We start from the raw sequence: 24,221 nt of genomic DNA, 5'->3' as shown, positions 1-24,221 counted from the left end.
TCCAGATCAGGAACGGGCCGTAGCCATGCGGACGGCGGACCAGATGGCGGCGAGCCGGTGATCAGATGGTGAAACCGCCGTCGACGTTGATCGTCGCCCCGGTGATGTAGCGCCCGTCCGCGCTGGCGAGGAACGCGACCGCGGCGGCCACATCGGCTGGATCCGCGTAGTGACCGAGGGCGGTGAACCCGTTGATCGTCTCGGCATTAGGGCCGTCGGCCGGATTCAGTTCGGTGTCCGTGGCCCCGGGGTTGACCAGATTCACGGTGATCGCTCTGCCGCCGAGTTCGCGTCCGAGCGCCTTGGTCAGGCCGATCAGAGCGGTCTTGCTCATCGCGTACAGCGAGAAGCCCGGGAAGACCACCCGCTCGGCCACGTTGCTGCCGATGTTGATGATCCGTCCACCGGCCGACATGTGGCGCACCGCAGCCTGGGAGGCGACGAACGGCGCCCGGACGTTGACCGCGACAGTCCGCTCGAACTCCTCCAGGCTCAGTTGTTCCAACGGTCCGAGCAGGAACGCGCCGGCGTTGTTCACCAGGATGTCCAACCGACCCAGCTCGCCCGCGACCCGGTCGACCGCGTCGACCACGGCCGCCGGGTCACCGCTGTCCGCCTGCACGGCGAGAGCCCGCCGTCCGGCAGCCTTGATCCGATCCACCACGTCGTCGGCGCGTTGCTGATTCTCCTGGAACGTCAACGCCACATCGGAGCCCTCATTGGCCAGACGCAGCGCCACGGCAGCGCCGATGCCACGACCACCGCCGGTAACCAGAGCCACCTTGCCATCGATTGCGTTGTTCATGACAAGAGCCTGTCCGACAGGAGAGCAGCCGTCTGGCGGTGATCGGACGGCGCGTTCCCGCACCCGTACCAGTGCCCCACTGCCCGGTGACAAGCAATGGGCGAGGTCATCCCGGCCAGCGGATACGGGTGACGGCTCCGCTCGGGCTACCAGAGGGGGCGGACTGCGCCGACCGGCAGGCCGCCGCCGAAGACCGGCGTCTCGGCGTACTCGGCCAGCACCGGGGCGTCCACCCCGAGCCGGCGCAGGGCGGAGACCAGCACCGGCATCCGGGCCCGGCCCGCGCCGTCGTCGATCTTAAGAGCGACCGCCCCGACCCCGGGCACCGCCGCGGCGATGACCCCCTCGGCGCCCACCTTGGCGAGCAGCCCGGGAACCCCACGCATGAGCCGGCTGTCGTCGGCCTGCGTGCCGCCCACCAGGTCCGGGTACGCGCGCATCGCGTCAGCCACCGTCCGCGCCACGGTGCCGGGCTCCGCCGAGACGAGCCTGAGGTACGCCCCGGCCAGCCCGGTCAGCGAGATGGCGAGCACCGGGGCACCGCAGCCGTCCACCCCGACCGCCCCGACCTGCTCGCCGGCGTACTCCTCCACCGCGTCCCGCAGCCGCTGCTGCAACGGGTGCTCCGGACGCCAGTAGCCGTCGAGCGGCCAGCCGGCGGCCAGGCAGGTCAGCAGCATCCCGCTGTGCTTGCCGGAGCAGTTCATCTGCGTACGCGTGGGACCGCCGCCGGCCCGCAGCACGGCCGCCCGCGCCTCGTCGCCCACGGGCAGGTCCGGCGGACAGTGCAGGGCCGACTCGTCCAGCCCGGCGCGCGCCAGCAGCGCGCCGACCCGGGCCAGGTGGAAGTCCTCCCCGGCGTGGCTGGCCGCGACCAGCGCCACGTCGGCGGGATCGCCCAGCGTCAGCCCGGCACGGAGCATGCCGACCGCCTGCATCGGCTTGTTGGACGAGCGCGGGAAGACCGGCGAGGTCACGTCCCCGGCACCGGCGACCGTCGCGCCGGTGGCGTCGAGCACCACCACCGACCCCCGGTGCACACCCTCGACGAATCCCGACCGGACCACCTCGGCGAGCGGCGCGCCGCCCTCGTACGTCTTTCCCACGAGGTGGACGGTACCGCCACCACCGGCCACACCCGGCGGGCGGGTGACCAGGCGGTCGACGACCGGCTGTACAGCAGCGCCGACCCCGGTCGCTGCTTACCGCCCGGGCGACCGGCAGGGCGATCGGCAGGGCGCACCCACCGCCCGGCGACCGACAGAGCCGCACCGAGCGCTCGGCGACCGGCGGGCGCTGACCACCCGACGACCGACAGGGCGCCCCAGCTGCCCGGTGGCCGCCGGGGCGGTTACCGCCCGGTCGTCGGCAGGCCGAGCAGGTCGCGCGCCTCGGCCGTGGTCAGCGGCGGTCGCTGGGCGAGCTGGGCGAAGCCGACCGCCCGGGCGACGAGCTGCATGTTGGACTCGACCGGGCGACCCTTGGCGTACGTCACCGTGTCCTCCATACCGACCCGCAGGTGCCCACCGGCCGAGAGCGAGGCCAGCATGACCGGGATCGTGCTGCGGCCGATGCCGGTGGCCGAGAAGGTGGTGCCCTCGGGCAGGTCGCGCAGCGCCTGGTGGGCGGCGACCAGCGCCGAGGTGGTGCCCGGCATGCCGCCCGGCACGCCCATCACGAAGTCGACGTGCACGTGCCCGCCCGCCGGCAGGCCGTACTTGCCGAGCAGCCGTTGCAGGGCGGTCAGGTGGCCGAGGTCGAAGATCTCGTACTCGGGCACGATGCCGCGCTCCTGCATGCGGGTGTGCAGGTCGACGATGAACTCCCAGCGGTTGAGGAAGACGTCGTCGCCGAAGTTGAGCGTGCCCATCGTGCAGGAGGCCATGTCGGGGCCGGCGTCGAGCACCGCGAGCCGGGCGGCCTCCGGGTCGGTCACCGCGCCCCCGGAGGAGAGCTGCACGATCAGGTCGGTGCCCGCCCGCAGCGCCGCCACGGTCTCCCGCAGCCGTCCCTGGTCCAGGGTGGGCTTCGCCTCGTCGTCGCGGATGTGGACGTGGATCACGGCGGCGCCGAGCGCCTCGCACTCCTTGGCGGTCAGCAGCAGCTCGTCGAGCGTCACCGGCAGCGCCGGCACCTCGGCCTTGGCCGACTCCGCGCCGGTGGGGGCAACCGTGATCAACGTCCCTGTCGTCATGCCCGGATCCTAGACCGAGGCCAACCAGCCAGTCGACCGGAACCTTTCCGGCCCCAGCGCCCCGAAGGAGAGAATCTTTTGCCGACGGGCGGTCAGGCCGGATCGATCGCGGCGGCGGTCTCACCGACGAGCAGGCGGGCGTCGTCGGCGACGTTGCGCTTGACCACGGCCAGGGCGACCTGGCCCAGCTCGTGGTGGTGCACGGCCGTGCCGACGAAACCGACCGCCCGGCCGTCGAGGGTCACCGGCGTGCCGGCGACCGGCGGCTGGTCGGTGGTCACCCCGTCCAGGTGCAGCAGTACGAGCCGACGCGGCGGCCGGCCCATGTTGTGCACCCGGGCCACGGTCTCCTGACCCCGGTAGCAGCCCTTGTCCAGGTGTACGGCCGGGGCGATCAGGTCCACCTCGGCCGGGATCGTCCGGTGGTCGGTGTCCACCCCCGCCCGTGCCCGCCGGGCGGCCACCCGCACCGCCTCGTACGCCCACAGCCCGGCGACCGGCACCCCGTTGCCCCGCAGCTCGGTGACGACCTGCTCCATCGCGGCCCGGGGCACCAGCAGGTCCACGCCGAGCGGGCCCCGGCGGGCCCAGCCGCCCACGGGCAGCGGGCGCACGTCGTACAGCGCGGTCGGCCGTGGCGGCAGCTCGCCGGAGCGGAACTTCGGGCCCGGCACCGCGACCACGTCGGGCGCGGCCAGCCCGGTCGCGCCGAGCGTCTCCGCCGCGGCGGGCGCCTCCGGCCCGACCAGGGAGAGCAGCGCGTGCTCCGGCGTCACGTCGCGCGGCTCGACCTTGCTGAAGAACCGCATCCGCTCCAGGTACGACAGCAGGCCGGTGGTCGCGCCCGGCTCGGTGTCGAGCCAGGTGGTGACGCCGTCCTCGGCGACCATGGCGTGCTGCTCGACGTGCCCGTGCGGGGAGAGCACCAGCAGCTCGGTGCCCTGGCCGGCGGTGAGCTGCGCCAGGTGCTGGCTGGTGAGGGTGTGCAGCCAGCCGATCCGCTCCTCGCCGGGCACCGCGACGACGCCCCGGTGCGAGCGGTCGACCAGGCCGACCGCCGTGTCGAGGGTGCGCTGCTCGCGCATCGGGTCGCCGTAGTGCGCCGCCACGCCCCGCACGCCGGCCGCCGCGTGCGCCGGCTCGGGCTGGTCCCGGCTGGCCTCGTCGATGCTCTCGACGCTCACCGCGCCCGCGATGTCGATCACTTGCTGTCCCCGTTCTCGCAGCGGACGCAGACGCCGAAGAACGAGACGTGGCCGATGTCCACCCGGAACCCGCGCTGGCTCGCCAACTGGTCGGCGAGCGGGCTCAGCAGCTCCGGATCGATCTCGTCGATCGCGCCGCACTCCCGGCAGACCAGGTGGACGTGCTGGTCCTCGCCGGCCGCGTGATAGGTCGGCGAGCCGTGCGAAAGATGGGTGTGGGTGACCAGGCCGAGCCGTTCCAGCAGCTCCAGCGTGCGGTAGATGGTGGTGATGTTGACCCCTGCGGCGACCTCACGGACGGCTGTGTGCACCTGCTCCGGGGTGGCGTGCCCCAGGTCCAGCACAGCCTGGAGGATCAACTGCCGCTGCGCCGTCAGCCGAAGGCCACGGGCGCGGAGCACTTCCGCGAGGGAGGATTCGGACACCGTCCGATCATAGTTCGCTCCGCCACGCTCGCCGCCCGCGTCGACCGGTCCGCCGCTAGGCTCGGCCGTCATGGTGGCGTCGAGGATCGCCGTACCGGGGCGCGGGCTGGTGCCGCCCGGCGAGCCGGTGCTGCGCGGCGACGACCGGGGCGTACTGCACGGCGACGGGCTCTTCGAGACGATGCACCTGCGGGACGGACGGCCGTGGCTACGCGACGAGCACCTGGCCCGGCTGGCCCGGGCTGCGGCGGCCGTCGACCTGACGCTGCCCGCCGTCGAGGTGCTGGTGGGGCTGCTCGACGCCGTCCGCGTGGGCTGGCCCGCCGAGGTCGAGGGGGCGTTGCGGCTGGTCTGCACCCGGGGCCCGGAGGGCGGCGGCCCGCCGACCGTCTACGCCACGCTCGGCGAGGTGCCGGCCGCCGCCCGGGCGGCCCGACGCGACGGGATCACCGTGGCGACCCTGCCGCTGGGCGTCACGGCCCGGGCCCGCGCCGAACTCGACTGGCTGCCGACCGGAATCAAGTCCACCTCGTACGCGGTGAGCACCGCCGCCCGCCGCTGGGCCACCCGCGCCGGCGTGGACGACGCGCTCTGGGTCTCCTCAGACGGGTACGCGCTGGAGGGGCCCACGGCCAACCTGGTGTGGCTGACCGGCGACACCCTCCGTACGGTGCCCGCCGCCGGAACCGGCATCCTGCCGGGCGTGACTGCCGCCTGGCTCCTGGCGCACGCCCCCGAGCTGGGCCTACGCGCCGAGGAGCGCCTGGTCACCCCGGCGGAGCTGGGCAACGCCGACGGCGTCTGGCTCAGCTCGTCCGTCCGGGGCCTCGCGGAGATCCGCACCCTGGACGCCGTTCCGCTGCGCCGCAGCGCGTACACCGCCGCCCTCCAGACGCTCCTGGGCTTCCCCGCCCCCGCTGTCGGCGAGGGAGGGGTCAGCCCGCCACCCGGGTGAGGCGTGCGGAGAGGTGCGGGGAGAGGGGATGCCCGACGGCCGCCATCTCCTGGGCGTAGAGCAGTGCTCCCTCGACGATGCCGAAGAGGCGGTGACCGGCGGTGACCTCCTTGGCGGTCGACGTACGGACCACCGCGTCGGTGACGAACTCGATCTGGGTGCCCTTGCGCTTGCCGATGTGCAGCTCCATGACGCCGGTGGGCACGGTCATCAGCGCCTCCAGCTCGTCGGTGACCCGGTCGCCGTCCATCACCGGCCGCCACCAGCCGACCTCGCGACCCGCCGGGCGGACCGGACGGCTCTGCTCGTCGAGCAGCCAGGCGCGCGACTCGTAGAACAGGAACGGTCGGCCGTCGTGGCTGATCCGGATCTCCTGCGCGAAGTCGAAGTCCTCGATGGTGGGGAAGCCGCCCCGACCCCGACCGCGCCACACCCCGACGTACGGCAGCAGGCCGTCCAACGTGGGGTGCAGCTTCGGGCCGACGCGCAGGTCGTGGCTCTCCTCGTACGGGTACGGGTCGACCGGCGGCGCGTTCAGCCACGGCGGCGGCTGCAGGGGGTTCTCGTCGCTCACCGGTTCACTCCGCCTCTCCGCCGGTGTCCACGACAGCTCACCGAGCCACCTTCGTTCGCGACTGCGGGGCTCGCAGACCCGGCTCACTCCTCGCGCTCACCAGCGTCCTCTCGATATGCGTACAGCCAGGTAGACCAGGCCACCGGCGAGCCCGCCCAGGCCGGCGACCAGCAGGCTGACGAACCCGATCTCGGTAACCATCGGGACCATCCTATGCTGGGCCCCATGGCCCGCACTCTCGTCGTCAAGGCCACCGCCGGGGCCGACGCCCCGGAGCGGTGCGCCCAGGCCTTCACCGTCGCCGCCACCGCAGCCGCCGCCGGGGTGCACGTGTCACTCTGGCTCACCGGGGAGTCGACCTGGTTCGCGCTGCCCGGCCGGGCGCAGGAGTTCGAGCTGCCGCACTCGGCCCCGCTGGCCGAGCTGCTGCACGTGATCCTGACCACCGGCACGGTGACCGCCTGCACGCAGTGCGCCGCCCGGCGGGACATCGGGCCGGACGACGTGCTGCCGGGCGTCCGCATCGCCGGTGCCGCGGCCTTCGTCGAGGAGGCGATGGCCGAAGGGGCCCAGGCCCTGGTCTACTGACCGGCTGACCCCAGCCGGGCGCTGACCCGTCGCGCGGGCGCAGGCCCTCGGCCGGTGCAGGCCGCCGGGCGGGCTCAGGCCCTCGGGCAGGCGCAGACCGCCGGGCGGGCGTTCACCGTCGGGTCAGGCGGGACAGCCGGTGTTGACCGAGACGACGACCCGGTCGCCGGAGAGATCGGCCAGGACCATGGCGGTGCCGTGCCGGTAGGCGTACGCCTGGGCGGTGTTCAGCAGCGGGACGCGGGCGACGGCGCCGAGCGCGTCGGCCGGGGACGGTGGGGTTTCGACGGCGCCGGCGCGGGCGGTGCGGGCGGTGCCACCACCGGGGCAGGGCGCGACGACCAGCTCGGGCGCCGAGCCGGGCGGGCCGCCGAGCGCCCGCAGCGCCGCGGCCAGGGCCTCGCTCTCCGCGCCGTCGGCGCCGACCGCCGGTGCCGCGTAGCCGTCGCCCACCGGCCGGCAGCCCGTGTCGGCGGTCAGCCGGACGAGACCGTCCGCCTCGACCGCGCCGGAGACGGTCACGAACTCGCCCGCGTCGGCGCGCAGCCGGGGGCCGTCCTCCGACGTGATCCGGACGCCGGCCCGCCAGCTCCCGGGGAGTCGGTCGGCGACCCGCTCCAGCAGCGACCGCTCCAGGCCCACGGGGACGAACACGTCCACCCCGCGGGTCAGGATGGCGCCGTCGGCGAACGGGGTGACCCGGCAGCCCCGCTCGATCTCGGGCGGGGTCAGCACGGCCGTGTCGCCGGCCGCCGCGACCAGCTCGCCGACCGCGCGGTCGACGACCGGGCCGGCCTCGGTCAGGCTGCGCTGCTCCCGGACGGTCGGCGGGTCGTTCCGCACCGACGTCCAGGTCAGCGCCGCCAGCAGCACCGCCCAGGCCACGGTGGCCACGAGCAGCCAGGGCAACCGCCGTCGAGGGGCCGCCGGCCGGTCCGGACCGGTAGGCGGGGCCTGCCCCGCCGCTTCCACGCCGTTCACGGGGCCATCGTGTCACGGCGTCCGGAGACGGTCGTGGCCCGCCACCTGGGAAGGCGACGGGCCACGGGACGACCGGCGGGGCGGGGGTCAGGAGGCGACCGAGACGGCGACCTCGTTGATGCCGCGGACGGCGGTGACGGCGGCGTCACCGTTGCCGTGCCGGGAGAGCGCCCGCAGGGTCCAGGAACCCGGCGCGGCGAAGAACCGGAACTGGCCGGCCGGCGAGGTCACCACCTCGGCGGTGAACTCGCCGGTCGAGTCGAGCAACCGGACGTACGCGCCCGGCACGGCCTCGCCCGCGTCGGAGCGGACGACCCCGGTGATCACGGTCTCCTTCTCCAGGTCCAGGCTCGCGGGCAGCGGGGCGGCCTGGTCGGGAGCGGCGCAGCCGGCGGCGGTGGGTGCGGTCATGGCTCAGGCCTCCCCGGGCTCGTCGCCAAGCGCAACCGGCACGCCGACCAGCGAGCCGTACTCGGTCCAGGATCCGTCGTAGTTCTTCACGTTGCGGTGGCCGAGCAGCTCCTGGAGCACGAACCAGGAGTGCGAGGAGCGCTCGCCGATCCGGCAGTACGCGATGGTCTCGCGGCTGTCGTCCAGCCCGGCGTCGGCGTAGATCTTGCGCAGCTCGTCGTCGGACTTGAAGGTGCCGTCCTCGTTGGCCGCCTTGGACCACGGCACGCTGATCGCCGTGGGGATGTGCCCGGCCCGCTGCGCCTGCTCCTGGGGCAGGTGGGCGGGGGCGAGCAGCCGGCCGGCGAACTCGTCGGGGCTGCGCACGTCGACCAGGTTCTTCGTGCCGATGGCGGCCACCACCTCGTCGCGGAAGGCCCGGATCGAGTTGTCCGGCTCCTGCGCCACGTACTGCGTCCTGGGGCGGGTCACCGCGTCGCGGACCAGCGGGCGCGCGTCGAGCTCCCACTTCTTGCGACCGCCGTCGAGCAGCTTGACGTCGCCGTGGCCGTAGAGCTTGAAGTACCAGTACGCGTACGCGGCGAACCAGTTGTTGTTGCCGCCGTAGAGGATGACGGTGTCGTCGTTGCTGACGCCCCGCTCGGAGAGCAGCGCCTCGAACTGGCTCTTGTTGACGAAGTCCCGGCGCACCTGGTCCTGGAGGTCGGTCTTCCAGTCCAGCTTGATGGCGCCGGCGATGTGACCGGTGTCGTAGGCCGAGGTGTCCTCGTCGACCTCGACGAAGACGACGCCCGGGGCGTCGAGGTTCTTCTCGGCCCACTCGGCCGAGACGAGTGCGGTGTCGCGACTCATCAGATCACTCCCTGGTGATGAGGAATGGTGAACCAGCACGGGGGCATCGAAGTCAGGAAATCGCACCACGCGCGGGATCCACCGTATGGACGGATCACGGGTTCGTGCGACGGCGCCGCTGCCGGGCGTTGGAAGAGAGCACGGGAGAAGAAAGGCTCCTGCGTGCCGATGGCCGCTAGGCGGCCGAGGACAGCCCCGCCGTCAGATGACGGGGCGACACAGGCAGGTGGCCACGCGGCACAGGTCGACCGCGCGCCGTTTGGTGAGGAGCGTCCCCATGAGCAGGGAGCCTATCAGCCAGCTACGAAGACGCCACAGAGCTGACCAGCATCCGGGATGCCGGCCGGCGGGCGGGCTGCCGACGGGCGGGACGGCGGCCGACGGGATGGCTGGCGGTCGGCGGGACGGCTGGCGGGAGGGCGGCCGACGAGCCGTCCGGCGGGACGGCGGACGTCGCCCCGGTCAGCTGGTGGCCGAGTTGATCGGCACGTTCTTGGCGTCCGCGGTCACGGCCAGCCCTTCGGGCAACGGCCGGACCTCCCGGACGGCGAGCTGGAACGGCAGCTCGGGCAGGGGCACGTCGATGGAGATGCTGCGCGCGTAGTTGTTCAACAGCGTCCGGGCCAGCGGCTGGTTCGGCAGGCCCTCGGCGTTCAGGTCGTTGAACCGCAGCGCCACCTGCCCCTCCTTGCCGACCGCGATGTCGGCGGTGCCGGTCACGGTGAGCCGCTGACCGAGGATGTCGACCGGGGCGGTGACGGCCAGCCGGCCGTTCTGCTCGCCGAGGGTCAGTCCCGGCCGGTCGAGCAGCTTGGCGAGGCTGTCGTAGCTGATGGTGCCCGTCCCGTCGACCGTCTCGGCGACCACGTCGCCCTGGCCGGAACGGATGGTGTCGAGCGAGGCGCGCACGTTGCGGGCGTCCACGTCGAGCTTCGGCAGCGCGACCGCGTCACCCCGTACCGAGCCCTGCACGTCGCGCAGCACGATGGAGATGCGCTCGTAGCGGCCGTCGAGCACCTGGGTGAGGAACGGGACGCCGCCGACCTCCACCTCCGGCGGCGAGGACTGCGCACCCTGCTTGGCGATCTCCTGGCTGACCTGGTCGGCGATGGCCCGCTCGGCCACCCCGACGGCGATCCGGTCGGCCGCGACGACCAGGCCGCCCAGGACCAGCAGCAGCACGACGAGTGTGACGAGCACCTTGCGCCCGCGTCGCCGGGGCCGCTCCTCGTACGTCTCGTCGTGCGCCACGCCGCCTCCTGTCGTCAGTGCCGGGATGCCGCGAAGCGGCCCACCGGTGGTACCCGGACGGGGAAGAGCTCAACCACCGCCTCAGAGAACGAGCTTGCACATCGCGTACGCGGCGGGCGCGGCCAGGGCGAAGCCACCGAGCGGCCCCTGCATGTGCCGGGCCACCCACATGGTCGGCGGCTCCCCCGCCATCAGCCGGCCCGCCTCGGCGTAGCCGACGGCGAGATCGGCCAGCACGGCGGCGACCGCCGCGACCAGCCCGATGATCGCGGCCCGGGTCGGGGTGAAGGGCGTCACGAGGTAGCTGCCGAGGAGGGCGCTGACCAGCGTGCCGACCATCGCGCCGGCCACCACGCCGGCCGCGCCCCGGGGCACCTGGGGGGCCAGCCGGGGCCACGGGGCCACCGCGTCGGTCAACCGGGCGACGGTGAGCGCGACCGCGCTCGCGGTGAGGCACACCGTGATGGCCTGGGTGCCCGCCGGGATCCGGCTGAGCACGATCAGCGTGGCGAAGGAAACGACACCGACCACGATCAGCAGGGTGCTGCCGAGGGAGTCGGTCACCCGCACCCGGTCGACGCGCCGGACGAGCTGCCCGAGCACCCCGAGGGCGAAGCCGCCCGCCGCGACGTAGCCCAGCGGCGCCAGGCCGGCCACGTCCGTCTGCACGGCCGCGAAGTCGGCCGCCACCGCGGCGCCGACGCTGACGGCGGCGACCAGCAGCAGCGCGGGCGGGCGGATGGCCATCGTCCAGGCCAGCACGAAGAGCAGCTGCACGCCGAAGATGACGAACGCGAAGGGCAGCCGGTGCCCCGGGCCGGAGGTCTGCGCCCCGAGCACGAGACCGACCCCGAGCAGGGCGGCGAACCCGGCGACCGTCAGCGCGAGCGGCCGGCGTACCTCGACCGGCTCGATCGGTTCCTCGTCCGGATCGACGTCCGGATCGTCGTCGGGCCGGCGGGCCGGGTCGCCGGACCGCCGGGCACGGCGCGGTCCGCTGCGCTCCCTGCGCTCGTCGTCGTCGGGGGCCGGCCCGGTGCGCGGCGCCGGCGGCTGGCCACGGGAGGGGCCGGACGGCCCCGGGCGGGGCCCGTCAGGCCACTGGTCGCGGCCGGTCTCGGGCGAGCTGGAGGGAAACACGCCCCGATCGTGCCAGACCCGCCGGCCCTCGCGCGTGCCACGGTTTCGGCAACGTTAAAACCTGGGGCACGATCATGGGCAAGCCGGGCAAACGCGAAAGTACGCGAAGGTCCGACCGGGGCGATCCGTTACGCTCAACCCGTTACCCGCCCCGTCAGCGACGCCGGGACCCACGCAAGTTCATCAGCGCCACGCCCGCTGCGGAGTGCGCTGGTCGCGCGCGGCCGACGGCCGCCGGGACGGAGGTGATCGTGGAGATCCTGCTGCTGGTGACCGCGCGCGCAGGCGAACCATCCGCAGTGCTGCCGGCGCTCGACCTGCTGCCGCACTCGGTCCGTACCGCGCCGCGCGACGTGCGCACCCTGGTCGCCGGCCCCAGCCCGGACGCGGTGCTGGTCGACGCCCGCTCCGAGCTGAGCGAGGCCCGGGCGACCTGCCGGATGCTGCACGCCACCGGGCTCGGGGTGCCGCTGCTCGCGGTGGTCACCGAGGCCGGCCTGATCGCGCTCAACGCCGACTGGGGCGTCGACGACGTCATCCTCGCCGCCGCCGGCCCGGCCGAGGTGGAGGCCCGGCTGCGGCTCGCCGTCGGGCGGTTGAGCGACGCCGTCTCCGGTGCCGGCGGCTCGATCCGCGCCGGCGAGTTGACCATCGACCCGGACACGTACGCCGCGAAGCTCAAGGGCCGCCCGCTCGACCTGACCTACAAGGAGTTCGAGCTGCTGAAGTTCCTGGCCCAGCACCCGGGCCGGGTGTTCACCCGCGATCAGCTCCTGCGCGAGGTGTGGGGCTACGACTACTTCGGCGGCACCCGCACGGTCGACGTGCACGTCCGACGACTGCGGGCCAAGCTCGGCTCCGAGTACGAGTCGATGATCGGCACGGTGCGGCAGGTGGGCTACAAGTTCGTCGTACCGCCCTCCCGTTCCCTGCCGGAGAGCGAGCACGCACCCCTGCCGGTCTGACGCCCGCATTCCTCGCAGACCATTTCGCATATGCCCCTTTTGCCCGGCCAGTCGGTTCTATTCTGACTGCCGGGTTTGCGACACAAAAGGGGGCACTGGGGTGCGCATCGACCACGGGGGCGGCGGCGGATCGGCACGAACGGGCCCACTGATCCGAGATCCCTCTACCGCGCGCACCATCGGCATCGTCGCGGTGGTGGTCGCCGCGCTGCTCGGCTCCGCGTACGCCCTCGGGCGCAGCCTGGTCCCCGACCCGCAGGCGTCCCGGTCCAGCGTGACCACCAGTGCCACCAGCCCGCACTACGCCGACCAGCCACGGGCGGACGACACTCCCCGACCCACGCCGGAGGGCAGCCCGAGCAGCGGCCCGGCGGAGGCCGGACAGGACGGTGGCCCCGACGGCACACCGTCGCCGGCCCCGACCGACGGGCCGTTCGGCGCACAGACCACGAGCGGCACCTCGCTGGTCGCGCTGACCTTCGATGACGGGCCGGACCCGCAGTACACCCCGCAGGTGCTCGCCTTGCTGCGCGAGCACCAGGTGCGGGCGACCTTCTGCGTGGTCGGCGAGAACGCGCAGCGCCACCCGGACCTCGTCCGGGCCATCGCGGCCGACGGGCACACCCTGTGCAACCACAGCTGGAACCACGACGTCACGCTCGGCCAGCGGTCGCCCACCGCCATCCGGGCGGACCTGCTGCGCACCAGCGAGGCGATCCGGGCGGCGGCGCCCGACGCGCCGATCGCGTACTACCGCCAGCCCGGCGGGGCCTGGACGGGTCAGGTGGTGTCGGTGGCCCAGGAACTCGGCATGACGCCGCTGCACTGGACGGTGGACCCGGCGGACTGGGAGGTGCCGGGAGCCGGCCGGATCGCGGCGACCGTCATCGCGGGCGTGGTGCCCGGCTCGGTCGTGCTGCTGCACGACGCCGGCGGCGACCGGCAGGGCACCGTGGACGCGCTGCACCGCATCCTGCCGGCCCTGACCAGCCGGTTCGAGGTCAAGGCGCTGCCCGACGGGTCGACGTGAGCCGTCACCGCGCTCGTTGACGCCGGTCAGGGCGGCGCCGGGCACCGAGCCGAGCGCGACGACGCCGGGCGGCGACCCGACTACGGTGACGTCATGAGCAACCCCGAAGCGAGCAACGGCCGGGTCGACCGGGCCGACCGCCTCAGCCCCACGGAGATCGCCGACGTGACGACCCTCGCCCGGGCCGCCGGCGACGCGGACGGGGCGGACCCGTTCGACGAGCACGTCCTGCTCCGGCTCCGCGACCCGGACGCGCCCGCGGTGCACCTGACCGCCTGGGCGGACGACGGCACGCTGACCGGGTACGCGCACCTGGACACCACCGACGCGGCCAGCGGGATCGGGGTGGAGCTGGTGGTGCACCCGGCGTACCGGCGGCGCGGGACGGGACGGGCGCTGGCCCGGGGTGTCCTGGCGGCGGCCGACGGCCCGCTGCGGGTCTGGGCGCACGGCGATCACCCCTCCGCCGCCGCGCTCGCCGTCGACCTGGGTCTGCGCCGGGCCCGGGTGCTCTGGCAGCTGCGCCGGCCGCTGACCGCCCCGATCCCCGACCAGCCGCTGCCGGACGGGGTGACCCTGCGCCCGTTCCGGCCCGGCGACGACGACGAGGAGTGGCTGGCGCTCAACGCGCGGGCCTTCGCCACGCACCCCGAGCAGGGTCGCTGGTCCCTGGCCGACCTGCGGGTACGCCTCGCCGAGCCGTGGTTCGACCCGGAGGGCTTCCTGCTCGCCGTCGACGGGTCCACCGGCCGGCTGCTCGGCTTCCACTGGACCAAGGTCCACGAACGACCCGGCTCGGCCCGGATCGGCGAGGTCTACGTCCTCGGCGTGGACCCCTCGGCCCACCGGGGCGGGCTGGGTCGGGCGCTGACCGCCGCCGGCCTGGCGTACCTGCGGGACCGGCGGGACCTGGACCGGGTCATGCTCTACGTCGACGAGTCGAACACCGCCGCGGTGGCGCTCTACGAGCGGCTCGGCTTCGCCCGCTGGTCGGCGCACGTCAACTACCAGTCGGCCTGACGGCGGCCCGGGCCGCGGCCTCCGGCAAGGGACGTCGCGGCCCGGGAACGCCCCTACCTCCGGGTGGGGCACCCGGGTTCACTTAACGGACAACTCACCCTCAGCGAGCGGTCATCTGCACTGCCGCACCTGTTCACCCCACGTTCACTTCCGACCGGCGAACCGGCTACCTGGCGCTCCTAGCTTTTGGATCAGCCGGTCAGCGCCGGCACCCCGGGCCCCCAATCCGGGTTGCGAAGTCAGACGTGAAGGGAAACCCCTCAGGTGAAGCTCCAGCGGCACGGCACCCTCGCCTGCCTCGCTCTTACCGCGACGCTCGCTCTCAGCGCATGCGGCTCGGACAACAACGAGCCCGCGAGCAGCGCCGCCACCTCCGGGTCGGCCACCGCCGACTGCGCCACCGGAACGTTGAACGCCCAGGGCTCGTCGGCGCAGAAGAACGCGATGGACGAATGGATCAAGGCGTACCAGCAGAAGTGCTCCGGCGCCAAGATCAACTATGAGCCGTCCGGCTCGGGCGCCGGCATCCAGGCCTTCATCGCCGGCACCGCCGACTTCGCCGGCTCGGACTCCGCCCTCAAGGAGGAGGAGCAGCCGCAGGCCGACGCCAAGTGCGTCGGTGGCACGGCGATCAACCTGCCGATGGTGATCGGCCCGGTCGCCATCGCGTACAACGTCTCCGGCGTGGACAACCTCCAGCTCAAGCCGGCCACCCTGGCGAAGATCTTCGCCGGCAAGGTGACCAGGTGGGACGACCCGGCGATCAAGGCCGACAACCCCGACGCCAAGCTGCCGTCGACCGCCATCAACGCGGTGCACCGCTCGGACTCCTCCGGCACCACCGACAACTTCACCGACTTCCTCACCAAGACCGCCGCGGCCGACTGGACCTTCGGCAAGGCCAAGGAGTGGAAGGCGCCGGGCGGCACCGGCGCGGCGAAGTCCGACGGCATGGCCAGCGCCATCAAGAACCAGGACGGCACCATCGGCTACGTCGAGTGGTCGTACGCGGAGAACGGCGGCCTGAAGACCGCCAAGGTCGGCAACGGCGCGGGCGAGTTCGCCGAGCTGACCGCCGAGTCGGCCGGCAAGACCATCGCCGGCGCCGAGGTCGTCGGCCAGGGCGACGACCTCAAGATGAAGATCGACTACAACACCAAGGAGGCCGGGGCCTACCCGATCGTCCTGGTGACCTACGAGATCGTCTGCGCCAAGGGCCTCGCCGCCGACAAGCTCCCGCTGCTCAAGGGCTTCCTCGGCCACGCCGCGAGCACCGAGGGTCAGGCCGACCTGACCGAGCTGGGCTACGCCCCGCTGCCCGAGACGGTCCGCGCCAAGGTCGAGGCCGCGGTCAGCAACATCGCCTGAGCCGACCGCACCGACACCGCCACCACCTCGACCTCGAAGCGAGTGAGCAGATGGGTGAATCCCCTCACCGCTCGGCCCACGCCGGCACCGGCGGGACCAGCGTGACCGACGGTCACGACCGGCCCGCCGGTGCCTCGGCGCGTCCGGCCGAGGCAGCAGTCAGCACCCGTACGCCGGGCGGAGCCGGGTTGGGCGGCGGCGGCGCGCTGCCCCGGGCCCGGGCCTTCGGCGCCGAACGGGCCTTCCGCGCCCTCACCCTGGGCGCCGGGACCACCGTCCTGGTCATCATCGCGGCGATCGCGGTCTTCCTGGTCGCCAAGGCGGTGCCGGCGCTGGCGGCCAACACCGAAAGCTTCTGGACCTTCGAGGGCTGGTTCCCGAACGACGCGGAGCCGAAGTTCGGCATCGGGGCGCTCGCCTTCGGGACCGTGCTCAGCTCCGCGCTGGCCCTGCTCATCGCGGTGCCGGTGGCGCTGGGCATCGCGCTCTACCTGTCCCACTACGCGCCGCGCCGGTTCGGCACCGCGCTGGGCTTCCTGATCGACCTGCTGGCCGCCGTGCCGAGCGTGGTCTTCGGCCTCTGGGGCCGCGACGTCTTCATCAACCCGGTACGGGACTTCTCCGCCTGGCTGAACACGTACTTCGGCTGGATCCCGATCTTCGGCGGCGACGGCCCCTTCGGGAAGTCGATCATGCTGGGCGCGCTGGTCCTGGCGATCATGGTGCTGCCGATCATCACCTCGCTCTCCCGCGAGGTGTTCACGCAGACCCCGACCGCCAACGAGGAGGCCGCCCTCGCCCTCGGCGCCACCCGCTGGGAGATGATCCGCACCGCGGTGCTGCCGTACGGCCGGCCCGGCATCGTCGCCGCCGTGATGCTCGGCCTCGGCCGCGCGCTCGGCGAGACCATCGCCCTGGCGATGACCCTCGGCATCACCTTCGACATCTCGTTCAATCTCGTCGAGAGCGGCGGCAACACCATCGCCGCCAACATCGCCAACACGTTCGGCGAGGCGAACGGCACGGGTCGGGGCGCGCTGATCGCCTCGGGCCTGGTGCTCTTCGCCATCACGCTGATCGTCAACATCACGGCGCGGGCGATCATCCACCGCCGCCGGGAGTTCACGGAGTCGGCCGCATGACCACCACCGTCACCTCGCAGCGCACCCGTCCGCCCGCGCAGCCGCCCACCCTCAAGGCCCGGCGCCTGCCGAGGTACGCCGCGCCGGCCGTCGCGGCAGCCGCGCTGCTGGTCGCCGCCGCGTTCGTGTACGGCACCGGCACCGGTGGCCCGGTGCTGGTCGTGGTGCTCGGCGCGCTGCTCTACCTGGGCGGGCTCTTCGCCGCCGCGAACCGCGTCGAGGGGCGGCGCTCGGCCCGCAACCGCACCTGGAGCGCGCTGATCCACTCGGCGTTCGTGCTGGCCGTACTGCCGCTGGCCTCGGTGGTCTGGACGCTGGTCAGCAAGGGCGTCGAGCGCCTGGACGGCGACTTCTTCCTCACCTCGATGAACAACATCGGCGCGCGGGACCCGAACGGCGGCGCGTACCACGCGATCGTCGGCACGCTCCAGCAGGTCGGCATCGCCGCCCTGATCACCGTCCCGCTCGGCATCCTCTGCGCGATCTACGTCGTCGAGTACGGCCGGGGCCGGTTCGCCGCCGCGATCCGGTTCTTCGTCGACGTGATGACGGGCGTCCCGTCGATCGTCGCCGGCCTCTTCGTGCTGGCGTTCTGGGTGCTGATCGTCTCGCCGTGGTTCAACGACGGGCGGCCCAGCTTCTCCGGCTTCGCCGCCGCGCTGGCGCTGAGCGTGCTGATGCTGCCCACCGTGGTCCGCTCCACCGAGGAGATGCTGCGTCTCGTCCCGGCGCCGCTGCGCGAGGGGGCGTACGCCCTCGGCGTGCCGAAGTGGAAGACCATCCTGCGGGTCGTGCTGCCGACCGCGCTGCCGGGCATCGTCACCGGCGTCATGCTCGCCATCGCCCGCGCGGCCGGCGAGACCGCCCCGGTGCTGCTCGTCGCCGGCGGCGGCGCGGCGATCAACTTCAACCCGTTCGAGAACAACCAGTCGTCGCTGGCCCTCTTCGTCTACCAGCAGGCCGGCGACGCCTCCCGGTACGCGCCGGCGCGGGCGTGGACCGCGGCACTCACCCTGGTCGCCCTCGTGCTGATCCTGACCGTCGCGGCGAAGCTGCTGGCCCGTCGCAACCGGCTCGGCCGATGAACCCCGGAGGTACCACCACCATGGCCAAGCGCATCGAGGCGGAGAACGTCTCCGCCTACTACGGCGCCTTCAAGGCGATCGAGAACATCAACCTGACCGTCGAGCCGAAGACGGTGACCGCCCTGATCGGCCCGTCCGGCTGCGGCAAGTCCACCTTCCTGCGGTCGATCAACCGGATGCACGAGGTGCTCCCCGGGGCCCGGGTCGAGGGCAGCCTCACCATCGACGACCAGGACATCTACGACCGGGACGTGGACGTCACCGCCGTCCGGCGCATGATCGGCATGGTCTTCCAGCGGCCGAACCCGTTCCCCACGATGAGCATCTTCGAGAACGTGGTGGCCGGGCTGCGGCTCAACGGCGTACGCCGCAAGTCGATCCTGGACGAGGCGGCCGAGCGGGCGCTCCGCTCGGCCAACCTCTGGGACGAGGTGAAGGACCGGCTCGGCAAGCCCGGCGCCGGCCTCTCCGGCGGTCAGCAGCAGCGGCTCTGCATCGCCCGGACCATCGCCGTCGAGCCGCAGGTGGTGCTGATGGACGAGCCCTGCTCGGCGCTCGACCCGATCTCCACGCTGGCCATCGAGGACCTGATGTTCCAGCTCAAGGACAAGTTCACGATCATCATCGTCACGCACAACATGCAGCAGGCCGCGCGCGTCTCGGACCGGACGGCCTTCTTCTCGATCGAGAAGACCGGCGACCCGGGCCGCCTCATCGAGTACGACAACACCCAGAAGATCTTCAGCAACCCCGGCGTGAAGAAGACCGAGGACTACATCACCGGCCGCTTCGGCTGACCCGCGAGGCGGTGGACCCCTTCTTCCGCTCTCCTGCGGGGCAGGGGTCCTTCCTCTCCCGCGCCCCCGCTGTGCCAGACCCGGCAGCACCGGAGGATCTGCCCTAGGGTCGGATCGGGAAACGCCCACCGGTCGCTGCGGAGGACGGGCATGTCTGGATATCCCCGGTTGCTGCACACCGTGCTCGACAGCACGAACCCACGGGAACTCGCCGAGTTCTACCGGGAACTGCTCGGGCTGCGGTACCGGCCCGGCGACGAACCACCGACGGACGGGACGGCCGACGAGCCCGACTGGCTCGTGCTCAGAGACTCCGACGGAGCGGCCCAGCTCGCCTTCCAGCTCGTCGACCGCCTGCCTCGGACCACCTGGCCCCGGCACGACGTGCCGATGCAGTTGCACCTCGACCTCACGGTCCCGGACACGTCCGAGCTGGAGAGGCAGCGTACGCGGGCGGAGGCCCTGGGCGCGAAACTCCTGCTCGACCGGACCGACGACCCCGACGAGCCCCTGTACGTCTTCGCCGACCCGTCCGGTCACCCGTTCTGCGTCTTCGTGGCCTAGCGTCGCCGCCCCGGGCGCAGGAGCGGGGAAGCACACCCCGGGTGCGCCAGAGCCGCGCACCGGGCGGGCACGGTCAGCCCAGTACGAACCGCGGCTCGCCGGTCTCCGGCAGGTCGAGGCGGGGGGTGACGGGCGTGGCGGCGTCCCGGGTGGCCGAGGCACGGGCGACACCCGGCAGGTCGCCGCCGACCGCCACCTGGGCCAGGTTCATCAGGGTGGGCGGGAGCATGGTCAGCTCGCCCGCCTCCGCCCGCGCCACGGCGTCCGCCGGGCGGACCCAGAGGGTGTGGTCGGCCTCGCCGGAGACGTCCCGGGTCCGCTGCCCCTCGGGCAGCAGGGCCACGAAGAAGTACGTGTCGAAGCGGCGCGGCTCGAACTCCGGCGTGATCCAGCGGCTCCACGGCAACAGCAGGTCCGACCGGAGGGTGAGCCCGCGCCGGGCGAGCAGGTCGGCGAAGCCGACCCGGCGCTGCTCCAGCGCCACCCGGTCGGCCTCCCAGTCGTCACCGCTCACGTCGCCCACGACCGTGTCGGCGTCGGGGCCGGCGAGCAGGACCCCCGCCTCCTCGAACACCTCGCGGGCGGCGGCGCAGACGACCGCCTGGGCGGCCTCCGGGGTCAGCCCCAGCCGCTCGCCCCACCCGGCCGGGGTCGGGCCGGCCCAGTCCAGGTGCGCCTGCGAGTCCGACGGGTCGACGCCGCCACCGGGGAAGGCGTACATGCCGCCGAAGGCCATCGCGGCGACCCGGCGGATCAGGTAGACCTCGAAGTCGTCGCCGGCGGGCCGGAGCAGCAGCACGGTGGCCGCGACCCGGGGTACCGCCGGGGTGGCACCCTCGGCGCGGAAGCGGCGGGCGTGCGCCACGAGCGCCGGGGGTGCGGGGAAGCCGTCGGCGTCGATCGTCATGCGTCGAGCCTAGTTCCCGACGGGTGGATCGCCCCCGCCGCCGCCCGGTGATCTTCGCTAGCGTGGCCGGCATGACTCGATGGGGGATCCTGGCCACCGGCCACATCGCCGCCCGCTTCGCCGAGGATCTGCGCCTGGTGCCGGGCGCCGAACTCGCGGCGGTCGGCTCGCGGACCGCCGAGAGCGCGCAGCGGTTCGCGGCCCGGCACGGGGTGCCCCGGGCGTACGCCTCCTGGGCGGAGCTGGCCGCGGACGACGAGTTGGACGTCGTCTACGTCGCCACCCCGCACGCCGCGCACCACGAGGCGGCCATGACCTGCCTCGCGGCCGGCCGGGCGGTGCTGCTGGAGAAGCCGTTCACCCTCGACCTGGCGACCAGCGTCGAGCTGGTCGACACCGCCCGCGCGGCCGGGGTCTTCCTGATGGAGGCCATGTGGATGCGGACCAACCCGCTCGTACGCCGGCTCTGCGGGCTGGTCGCCGACGGCGCGATCGGCACGGTGACCAGCGTCCGGGCCGACTTCGGGGTGGCCGGGCCGTTCCCGCCGGAGCACCGGATGCGGGCCCGCACCCTCGGCGGCGGCGCCCTGCTCGACCTCGGCGTCTATCCGGTCAGCCTGGCCCACCTGCTGCTCGGCGTGCCCGATCACGTCCGCTCCTGGGCGAGGCTGAGCCCCGAGGGGGTGGACGAGAACACCGGGATCGTCCTCGGGTACGACTCGGGCGCGGTCGCCACGCTGAGCTGCGGCATGGTCGGGGCGACCCCGCTGGTCGCCTCGGTCACCGGCACCACCGGCCGGATCGACCTGCCGGAGCCGTTCTTCCGCCCCGGCTCGGCGACCCTGCACCGGGCCGGCGCCGAGCCGGAGACGATCACCGACGAGCTGGTCGGCGGCGGCTACCAGTACGAGGCCGCCGAGGTCCAGCGCTGCCTCGCCGAGGGCCTGCGGGAGAGCCCTCTGGTCCCGCACTCCGCCACGCTGGAGGTGATGGCGCTGCTCGACGGGATCCGCGCCCAGATCGGCGTCGACTACTCCTGACGGAGGAAGGGGCACCTCGCCGAGCGAGGTGCCCCTTCCCCTGCGCCTCAGCGAGCGAGGTGCCCCTTCCCCTGCAACTCAGCCGAAGAGGGGGCGGACCAGGAAGTACATCAGGGCGCCGATCGAGCCGGCAGCCGGGAAGGTGAGGATCCACGCGCCAACGATGTTGCCGGCCACGCCCCACCGGACGGCGGAGAGCCGCTTGGTGGCGCCGACGCCCATGATCGCCGAGGTGATCGTGTGGGTCGTCGAGATCGGCGCGCCGAGGACCAGCGCGTTGAAGTAGAGCACCCCGCTGGCGACGGTCTCGGCGGCGAAGCCCTCCGGCGGCTTCAGGTCGATGATCTTCCGACCCAGCGTCCGGATGATCCGCCACCCACCGGCGTACGTGCCGGCGGCCAGCACGGCGGCCGAGGTCCAGAACGCCCACTCCGGGATGAAGCTGGGGTCGTCCTGGTAGCCGCCGACGTAGAGGGCGAGCACCACGATGCCGATGGTCTTCGCGGCGTCCTGCATGCCGTGGCCGACCGACATGGCGGCGGCGGACGCGGTCTGCGCCCAGCGGAAGCCACGGTTGAGCCGGCCCGGGTGCCCCTTCCGGAAGATCCACTGCACGGCGATCATGACGATGTAGCCGAGCACGAAGCCGACCATCGGCGAGAGGACCATCGGGATGATCACGCTCTCCCCGATGCCGGTCCAGAGCACCGTGCCGGACGCGGCCACGGTCGCGCCGACCAGGCCGCCGATCAGCGCGTGCGACGAGGACGACGGCAGGCCGAAGTACCAGGTGACCAGGTTCCAGACGATCGCACCGATCACGCCGGCGAAGACGATGCCGAGGCTGGCCTGCCCGGTGGGCAGCTTCACCAGGCCGCTACCGACGGTCTTGGCCACCTCGGCGCCGAAGTGGGCGCCGATGAAGTTGCCGACCGCCGCCATGGCCAGGGCCACCCGGGGGGTGAGCGCCCGGGTGGAGATGCTGGTCGCGATCGCGTTGGCGGCGTCGTGGAAGCCGTTGGTGTAGTCGAAGGCCAACGCCACCGCGATCACCGCCAGCACGGCGATGAGTTCGGGACTCACAGGATCAGGACTCCTTGACCGCGATGGTCTCGACGGTGTTGGCCACGTGCTCGAAGGCGTCGCAGGCGGCCTCCAGCTCGTCGGCCACCTCCTTCATCTTCAGCACGGTCAGCGCGTCGTACTCGCCGGAGAAGAGGCGGACCAGCAGCATCCGGTACACCTGGTCGCCGTCGTTCTCCAGCCGGTTGCACTCGATCCAGTAGTCCTCGAGATCCTTCATCGACTTGAGGCGGGGCATCGCGTCGGCGGTCAGCTTCGCCTGCGCGTCCAGGACGTTGACCATCTCGTGCATCTCGCGGGGCAGCGAGGGGAGCTTGGTCAGGCCGTAGAGGTAGAGGAGGTTTCCGACCGCTTCGAGGTGGTCCATCACGTCGTCGAGCAGCGACCCGAGCCGGTAGATGTCCTCCCGGTCGAACGGCGTGATGAAGGTGGAGTTGATCTTCTTGTACAGCTCGTGGGTGATCTGGTCGCTGTCGTGCTCCACCTCGGTGAGCCGCTCGCTGACCGACTGCACCTCCACCCCGGGGAGCGCCAGCTCGTTGAGCAGCTCGGTGCCCTTCACCAGGTTCTGCGCGGCCCTGGTGAAGAGCTCGTAGAAGGCGCCCTCGTTCGGGCGGAAGGAAAACTTCACAGCACGGACCTCGTCGTGTCGGTGGAAGGGTGACGGTCGCCCGGAGGGTGCCCGCCTGGGAATGCTAGAAAACGGCGAGAGCGGGAAGTCGGCGGCCTCCCCCAGGTCGGGCCACATTCACCAGTCGTTCACCCGCCGTTCACCTACGACGTTCTCTCGGGTCCCAGTAGCCGCTCCCGTTCGCGCCGGACGTCGAAGCCGGCAGGCGGATACCCGAGATCAAGAGTGTCGAACGTCTCACGCAGCAGGTGCGCCACGGCCCAGTCGCGGTACCACTTGCGGTCCGCCGGCACGACGTACCAGGGCGCGGCGTCCGTGCCGCACCGGCTCAGGGCCTCGGCGTACGCGGCCTGGTAGTCGTCCCAGCGGGCACGGGCGTCGACGTCCGAGGGGTCGTACTTCCAGTGCTTGCGCGGCTCGTCCAGCCGCTCCAGCAGCCGCCGACCCTGCTCGGCGTACGAGATGTGCAGAAACACCTTCACCAGGGCCACCCCGGCGTCGACCTGCTCCCGCTCGAACGCGTTGATCTCGTCGTACCTGGCCCGCCAGATCGATTCGGGCACCAGCGACTCGACCCGCGCCACGAGCACGTCCTCGTAGTGTGAGCGGTTGAACACCCCGACGTACCCGGGCGGCGGCAGCGCGCGGCGGATCCGCCACAGGAAGTCGTGCCGCAGCTCCTCCGGGGTCGGCGGACCGAACGAACGGACGTGCAGGCCCAGCGGGTTCATCGCGCCGGCCACGCGCTTGATGGTGCCGTCCTTGCCGCCGCAGTCCATCGCCTGGAGCACCAGCAGCACGCGACGCCCACCCGCCGCACCGGCCAGGTCGGCACCACCAGCCGGCCCGTCCACGCCGGTGGTCGCACCGGCCAGGTCGGCACCAAAAGCCGGCCCCGCCACGCCGCCCCCCGCACCGGCCCGGTCGGCACCACCAGCCGGCCCCGCCACGCCGGTGGCCGCAGCGGCCGGTCGCCCCGACTGCCGGGCCTTGGCGTCGGCGAAGAGCATCTCCTGTTGCCGGCCCAGTTCCGCACCGATCAGCGTGACCTGGCCACGGGCCCACTCCTTGCGCTGCGGGCCGGTCACCTCCGGCCCGGGCAGCCCGGGCGTCGACCGGGGATCGACCGCCCCGAGATCGACCGCCCCGCCGGGCGCCACCCGAAGCAGCTCCCGCATCGTCCCTCCGACCGGCCCCACGACACCGCC

At 73.0% G+C, this 24,221-nt stretch carries 28 protein-coding genes; 11 read left to right on the top strand and 17 right to left on the bottom strand.

Translation table 11 applies throughout. The features are described 5' to 3' along the window. Positions 1-61: 61 nt before the first annotated feature. From ACGFIR_RS17415 to ACGFIR_RS17395, 5 genes are all read right to left on the bottom strand, one after another. Positions 62-805 (bottom strand): SDR family NAD(P)-dependent oxidoreductase, encoded by a 744-nt coding sequence (locus tag ACGFIR_RS17415; protein ID WP_393145976.1) that lies wholly within the window; start codon positions 803-805, stop codon positions 62-64. Between the two features lie 146 nt (positions 806-951). Beyond that, positions 952-1,911 (bottom strand): asparaginase, encoded by a 960-nt coding sequence (locus ACGFIR_RS17410; RefSeq protein WP_392998117.1) that lies wholly within the window; start codon positions 1,909-1,911, stop codon positions 952-954. Positions 1,912-2,156: 245 nt separating this feature from the next. Then, a complete protein-coding gene (locus tag ACGFIR_RS17405) occupies positions 2,157-2,999 on the bottom strand; it encodes a 3-keto-5-aminohexanoate cleavage protein (RefSeq protein ID WP_393145974.1) in 843 nt (280 codons plus the stop codon). Between the two features lie 92 nt (positions 3,000-3,091). Further along, on the bottom strand, positions 3,092-4,204 hold the full coding sequence (locus ACGFIR_RS17400; protein WP_393145972.1) for a YgfZ/GcvT domain-containing protein: 1,113 nt from the start codon (positions 4,202-4,204) through the stop codon (positions 3,092-3,094). Next, positions 4,201-4,629: a Fur family transcriptional regulator gene (locus ACGFIR_RS17395; protein ID WP_392998114.1), complete on the bottom strand. Its 429-nt coding sequence runs from the start codon at positions 4,627-4,629 to the stop codon at positions 4,201-4,203. The genes ACGFIR_RS17400 and ACGFIR_RS17395 overlap by 4 nt, the downstream gene beginning before the upstream one ends. Positions 4,630-4,699: 70 nt before the next feature. On the opposite strand from ACGFIR_RS17395, the gene ACGFIR_RS17390 reads away from it, so the two are divergent. Beyond that, positions 4,700-5,584 carry an aminotransferase class IV gene (locus ACGFIR_RS17390; protein WP_393145970.1) on the top strand — a complete coding sequence of 295 codons (885 nt, stop codon included), beginning with the start codon at positions 4,700-4,702 and terminating at the stop codon, positions 5,582-5,584. Here the strand turns inward: ACGFIR_RS17390 and ACGFIR_RS17385 are convergent. After that, positions 5,565-6,158 carry an FABP family protein gene (locus ACGFIR_RS17385; RefSeq protein WP_392998112.1) on the bottom strand — a complete coding sequence of 198 codons (594 nt, stop codon included), beginning with the start codon at positions 6,156-6,158 and terminating at the stop codon, positions 5,565-5,567. The genes ACGFIR_RS17390 and ACGFIR_RS17385 overlap by 20 nt on opposite strands. Before the next feature lie 96 nt (positions 6,159-6,254). After that, positions 6,255-6,359 carry a small membrane protein MtfM gene (gene mtfM / locus ACGFIR_RS17380; protein ID WP_030327764.1) on the bottom strand — a complete coding sequence of 35 codons (105 nt, stop codon included), beginning with the start codon at positions 6,357-6,359 and terminating at the stop codon, positions 6,255-6,257. Between the two features lie 12 nt (positions 6,360-6,371). Here mtfM and ACGFIR_RS17375 point away from each other — a divergent pair, with 12 nt between their 5' ends. Further along, positions 6,372-6,746 carry a DsrE family protein gene (locus tag ACGFIR_RS17375; RefSeq protein WP_392998111.1) on the top strand — a complete coding sequence of 125 codons (375 nt, stop codon included), beginning with the start codon at positions 6,372-6,374 and terminating at the stop codon, positions 6,744-6,746. Between the two features lie 123 nt (positions 6,747-6,869). Here ACGFIR_RS17375 and ACGFIR_RS17370 read toward each other — a convergent pair whose 3' ends face one another. From ACGFIR_RS17370 to ACGFIR_RS17345, 6 genes are all read right to left on the bottom strand, one after another. Continuing rightward, positions 6,870-7,727: a hypothetical protein gene (locus ACGFIR_RS17370; RefSeq protein ID WP_392998110.1), complete on the bottom strand. Its 858-nt coding sequence runs from the start codon at positions 7,725-7,727 to the stop codon at positions 6,870-6,872. A gap of 87 nt (positions 7,728-7,814) precedes the next feature. Next, positions 7,815-8,138, bottom strand: a complete 324-nt coding sequence (locus ACGFIR_RS17365) for a DUF1416 domain-containing protein (RefSeq protein WP_392998109.1) — start codon at positions 8,136-8,138, stop codon at positions 7,815-7,817. A gap of 3 nt (positions 8,139-8,141) precedes the next feature. Further along, positions 8,142-8,990 carry a sulfurtransferase gene (locus ACGFIR_RS17360; protein WP_392998108.1) on the bottom strand — a complete coding sequence of 283 codons (849 nt, stop codon included), beginning with the start codon at positions 8,988-8,990 and terminating at the stop codon, positions 8,142-8,144. 201 nt (positions 8,991-9,191) lie between these two features. Beyond that, entirely contained in the window at positions 9,192-9,269 is a 78-nt protein-coding gene (locus ACGFIR_RS17355) for an Ms5788A family Cys-rich leader peptide (protein ID WP_311202345.1), read from the bottom strand. Between the two features lie 183 nt (positions 9,270-9,452). Beyond that, a complete protein-coding gene (locus ACGFIR_RS17350; RefSeq protein WP_392998107.1) occupies positions 9,453-10,241 on the bottom strand; it encodes a DUF2993 domain-containing protein in 789 nt (262 codons plus the stop codon). 81 nt (positions 10,242-10,322) lie between these two features. Continuing rightward, on the bottom strand, positions 10,323-11,381 hold the full coding sequence (locus tag ACGFIR_RS17345; RefSeq protein WP_392998106.1) for a hypothetical protein: 1,059 nt from the start codon (positions 11,379-11,381) through the stop codon (positions 10,323-10,325). Between the two features lie 245 nt (positions 11,382-11,626). On the opposite strand from ACGFIR_RS17345, the gene ACGFIR_RS17340 reads away from it, so the two are divergent. The 8 genes from ACGFIR_RS17340 (at position 11,627) to ACGFIR_RS17305 (ending at position 19,352) form a co-directional block, all read left to right on the top strand. Continuing rightward, on the top strand, positions 11,627-12,346 hold the full coding sequence (locus ACGFIR_RS17340) for a winged-helix domain-containing protein (RefSeq protein ID WP_392998105.1): 720 nt from the start codon (positions 11,627-11,629) through the stop codon (positions 12,344-12,346). 148 nt (positions 12,347-12,494) lie between these two features. After that, positions 12,495-13,376, top strand: a complete 882-nt coding sequence (locus ACGFIR_RS17335; RefSeq protein ID WP_392999378.1) for a polysaccharide deacetylase family protein — start codon at positions 12,495-12,497, stop codon at positions 13,374-13,376. Between the two features lie 93 nt (positions 13,377-13,469). After that, a complete protein-coding gene (gene mshD, locus ACGFIR_RS17330) occupies positions 13,470-14,396 on the top strand; it encodes a mycothiol synthase (protein WP_393145968.1) in 927 nt (308 codons plus the stop codon). A 264-nt stretch (positions 14,397-14,660) separates the two neighbouring features. Continuing rightward, positions 14,661-15,764, top strand: a complete 1,104-nt coding sequence (pstS, locus tag ACGFIR_RS17325; RefSeq protein WP_393145966.1) for a phosphate ABC transporter substrate-binding protein PstS — start codon at positions 14,661-14,663, stop codon at positions 15,762-15,764. A 50-nt stretch (positions 15,765-15,814) separates the two neighbouring features. Then, entirely contained in the window at positions 15,815-16,906 is a 1,092-nt protein-coding gene (gene pstC, locus ACGFIR_RS17320) for a phosphate ABC transporter permease subunit PstC (RefSeq protein WP_392998102.1), read from the top strand. Continuing rightward, positions 16,903-17,991, top strand: a complete 1,089-nt coding sequence (gene pstA / locus ACGFIR_RS17315) for a phosphate ABC transporter permease PstA (protein ID WP_392998101.1) — start codon at positions 16,903-16,905, stop codon at positions 17,989-17,991. Before pstC ends, pstA begins: the two co-directional genes overlap by 4 nt. Before the next feature lie 20 nt (positions 17,992-18,011). After that, the gene (pstB, locus tag ACGFIR_RS17310) at positions 18,012-18,788 is read left to right on the top strand and encodes a phosphate ABC transporter ATP-binding protein PstB (protein ID WP_393145964.1); all 777 of its coding nucleotides are present in this window, start codon (positions 18,012-18,014) and stop codon (positions 18,786-18,788) included. 150 nt (positions 18,789-18,938) lie between these two features. Next, complete coding sequence (locus tag ACGFIR_RS17305) at positions 18,939-19,352, top strand: VOC family protein (protein ID WP_393145962.1); 414 nt, start codon at positions 18,939-18,941, stop codon at positions 19,350-19,352. A 73-nt stretch (positions 19,353-19,425) separates the two neighbouring features. On the opposite strand, the gene ACGFIR_RS17300 is transcribed toward ACGFIR_RS17305, so the two are convergent. After that, positions 19,426-20,259: an NUDIX domain-containing protein gene (locus ACGFIR_RS17300; RefSeq protein WP_393145960.1), complete on the bottom strand. Its 834-nt coding sequence runs from the start codon at positions 20,257-20,259 to the stop codon at positions 19,426-19,428. 71 nt (positions 20,260-20,330) lie between these two features. Here ACGFIR_RS17300 and ACGFIR_RS17295 point away from each other — a divergent pair, with 71 nt between their 5' ends. Then, positions 20,331-21,299, top strand: a complete 969-nt coding sequence (locus ACGFIR_RS17295; RefSeq protein ID WP_393145958.1) for a Gfo/Idh/MocA family protein — start codon at positions 20,331-20,333, stop codon at positions 21,297-21,299. Between the two features lie 78 nt (positions 21,300-21,377). On the opposite strand, the gene ACGFIR_RS17290 is transcribed toward ACGFIR_RS17295, so the two are convergent. The 3 genes from ACGFIR_RS17290 to ACGFIR_RS17280 all read right to left on the bottom strand — a co-directional run bounded on the left by ACGFIR_RS17290 (position 21,378) and on the right by ACGFIR_RS17280 (position 24,191). Then, complete coding sequence (locus ACGFIR_RS17290) at positions 21,378-22,382, bottom strand: anion permease (protein WP_392998096.1); 1,005 nt, start codon at positions 22,380-22,382, stop codon at positions 21,378-21,380. A 4-nt stretch (positions 22,383-22,386) separates the two neighbouring features. Continuing rightward, entirely contained in the window at positions 22,387-23,013 is a 627-nt protein-coding gene (locus ACGFIR_RS17285; RefSeq protein WP_088998168.1) for a DUF47 domain-containing protein, read from the bottom strand. A gap of 143 nt (positions 23,014-23,156) precedes the next feature. Next, positions 23,157-24,191 (bottom strand): PPK2 family polyphosphate kinase, encoded by a 1,035-nt coding sequence (locus tag ACGFIR_RS17280; protein ID WP_393145956.1) that lies wholly within the window; start codon positions 24,189-24,191, stop codon positions 23,157-23,159. Positions 24,192-24,221: the final 30 nt, after the last annotated feature.

This window comes from Micromonospora sp. NPDC049051 (assembly GCF_043197575.1).
Classification (GTDB): domain Bacteria; phylum Actinomycetota; class Actinomycetes; order Mycobacteriales; family Micromonosporaceae; genus Micromonospora.
The sequence above is the reverse complement of the archived record's forward strand: the minus strand, read 5'-3'. Positions and strand labels throughout refer to the sequence as shown.

Bases quoted from the DNA above. Each gene is read 5' to 3' on its own strand.
- ACGFIR_RS17360 (WP_392998108.1), bottom strand. From the start codon at position 8,990: ATGAGTCGCGACACCGCACTCGTCTCGGCCGAGTGGGCCGAGAAGAAC.
- ACGFIR_RS17355 (WP_311202345.1), bottom strand. From the start codon at position 9,269: ATGGGGACGCTCCTCACCAAACGGCGCGCGGTCGACCTGTGCCGCGTG.
- mshD (WP_393145968.1), top strand. From the start codon at position 13,470: ATGAGCAACCCCGAAGCGAGCAACGGCCGGGTCGACCGGGCCGACCGC.
- ACGFIR_RS17280 (WP_393145956.1), bottom strand. From the start codon at position 24,191: ATGCGGGAGCTGCTTCGGGTGGCGCCCGGCGGGGCGGTCGATCTCGGG.
- ACGFIR_RS17405 (WP_393145974.1), bottom strand. From the start codon at position 2,999: ATGACGACAGGGACGTTGATCACGGTTGCCCCCACCGGCGCGGAGTCG.
- ACGFIR_RS17375 (WP_392998111.1), top strand. From the start codon at position 6,372: ATGCTGGGCCCCATGGCCCGCACTCTCGTCGTCAAGGCCACCGCCGGG.
- pstC (WP_392998102.1), top strand. From the start codon at position 15,815: ATGGGTGAATCCCCTCACCGCTCGGCCCACGCCGGCACCGGCGGGACC.
- ACGFIR_RS17415 (WP_393145976.1), bottom strand. From the start codon at position 805: ATGAACAACGCAATCGATGGCAAGGTGGCTCTGGTTACCGGCGGTGGT.
- ACGFIR_RS17300 (WP_393145960.1), bottom strand. From the start codon at position 20,259: ATGACGATCGACGCCGACGGCTTCCCCGCACCCCCGGCGCTCGTGGCG.
- ACGFIR_RS17305 (WP_393145962.1), top strand. From the start codon at position 18,939: ATGTCTGGATATCCCCGGTTGCTGCACACCGTGCTCGACAGCACGAAC.
- ACGFIR_RS17365 (WP_392998109.1), bottom strand. From the start codon at position 8,138: ATGACCGCACCCACCGCCGCCGGCTGCGCCGCTCCCGACCAGGCCGCC.
- ACGFIR_RS17295 (WP_393145958.1), top strand. From the start codon at position 20,331: ATGACTCGATGGGGGATCCTGGCCACCGGCCACATCGCCGCCCGCTTC.
- pstB (WP_393145964.1), top strand. From the start codon at position 18,012: ATGGCCAAGCGCATCGAGGCGGAGAACGTCTCCGCCTACTACGGCGCC.
- pstA (WP_392998101.1), top strand. From the start codon at position 16,903: ATGACCACCACCGTCACCTCGCAGCGCACCCGTCCGCCCGCGCAGCCG.
- mtfM (WP_030327764.1), bottom strand. From the start codon at position 6,359: ATGGTTACCGAGATCGGGTTCGTCAGCCTGCTGGTCGCCGGCCTGGGC.
- ACGFIR_RS17390 (WP_393145970.1), top strand. From the start codon at position 4,700: ATGGTGGCGTCGAGGATCGCCGTACCGGGGCGCGGGCTGGTGCCGCCC.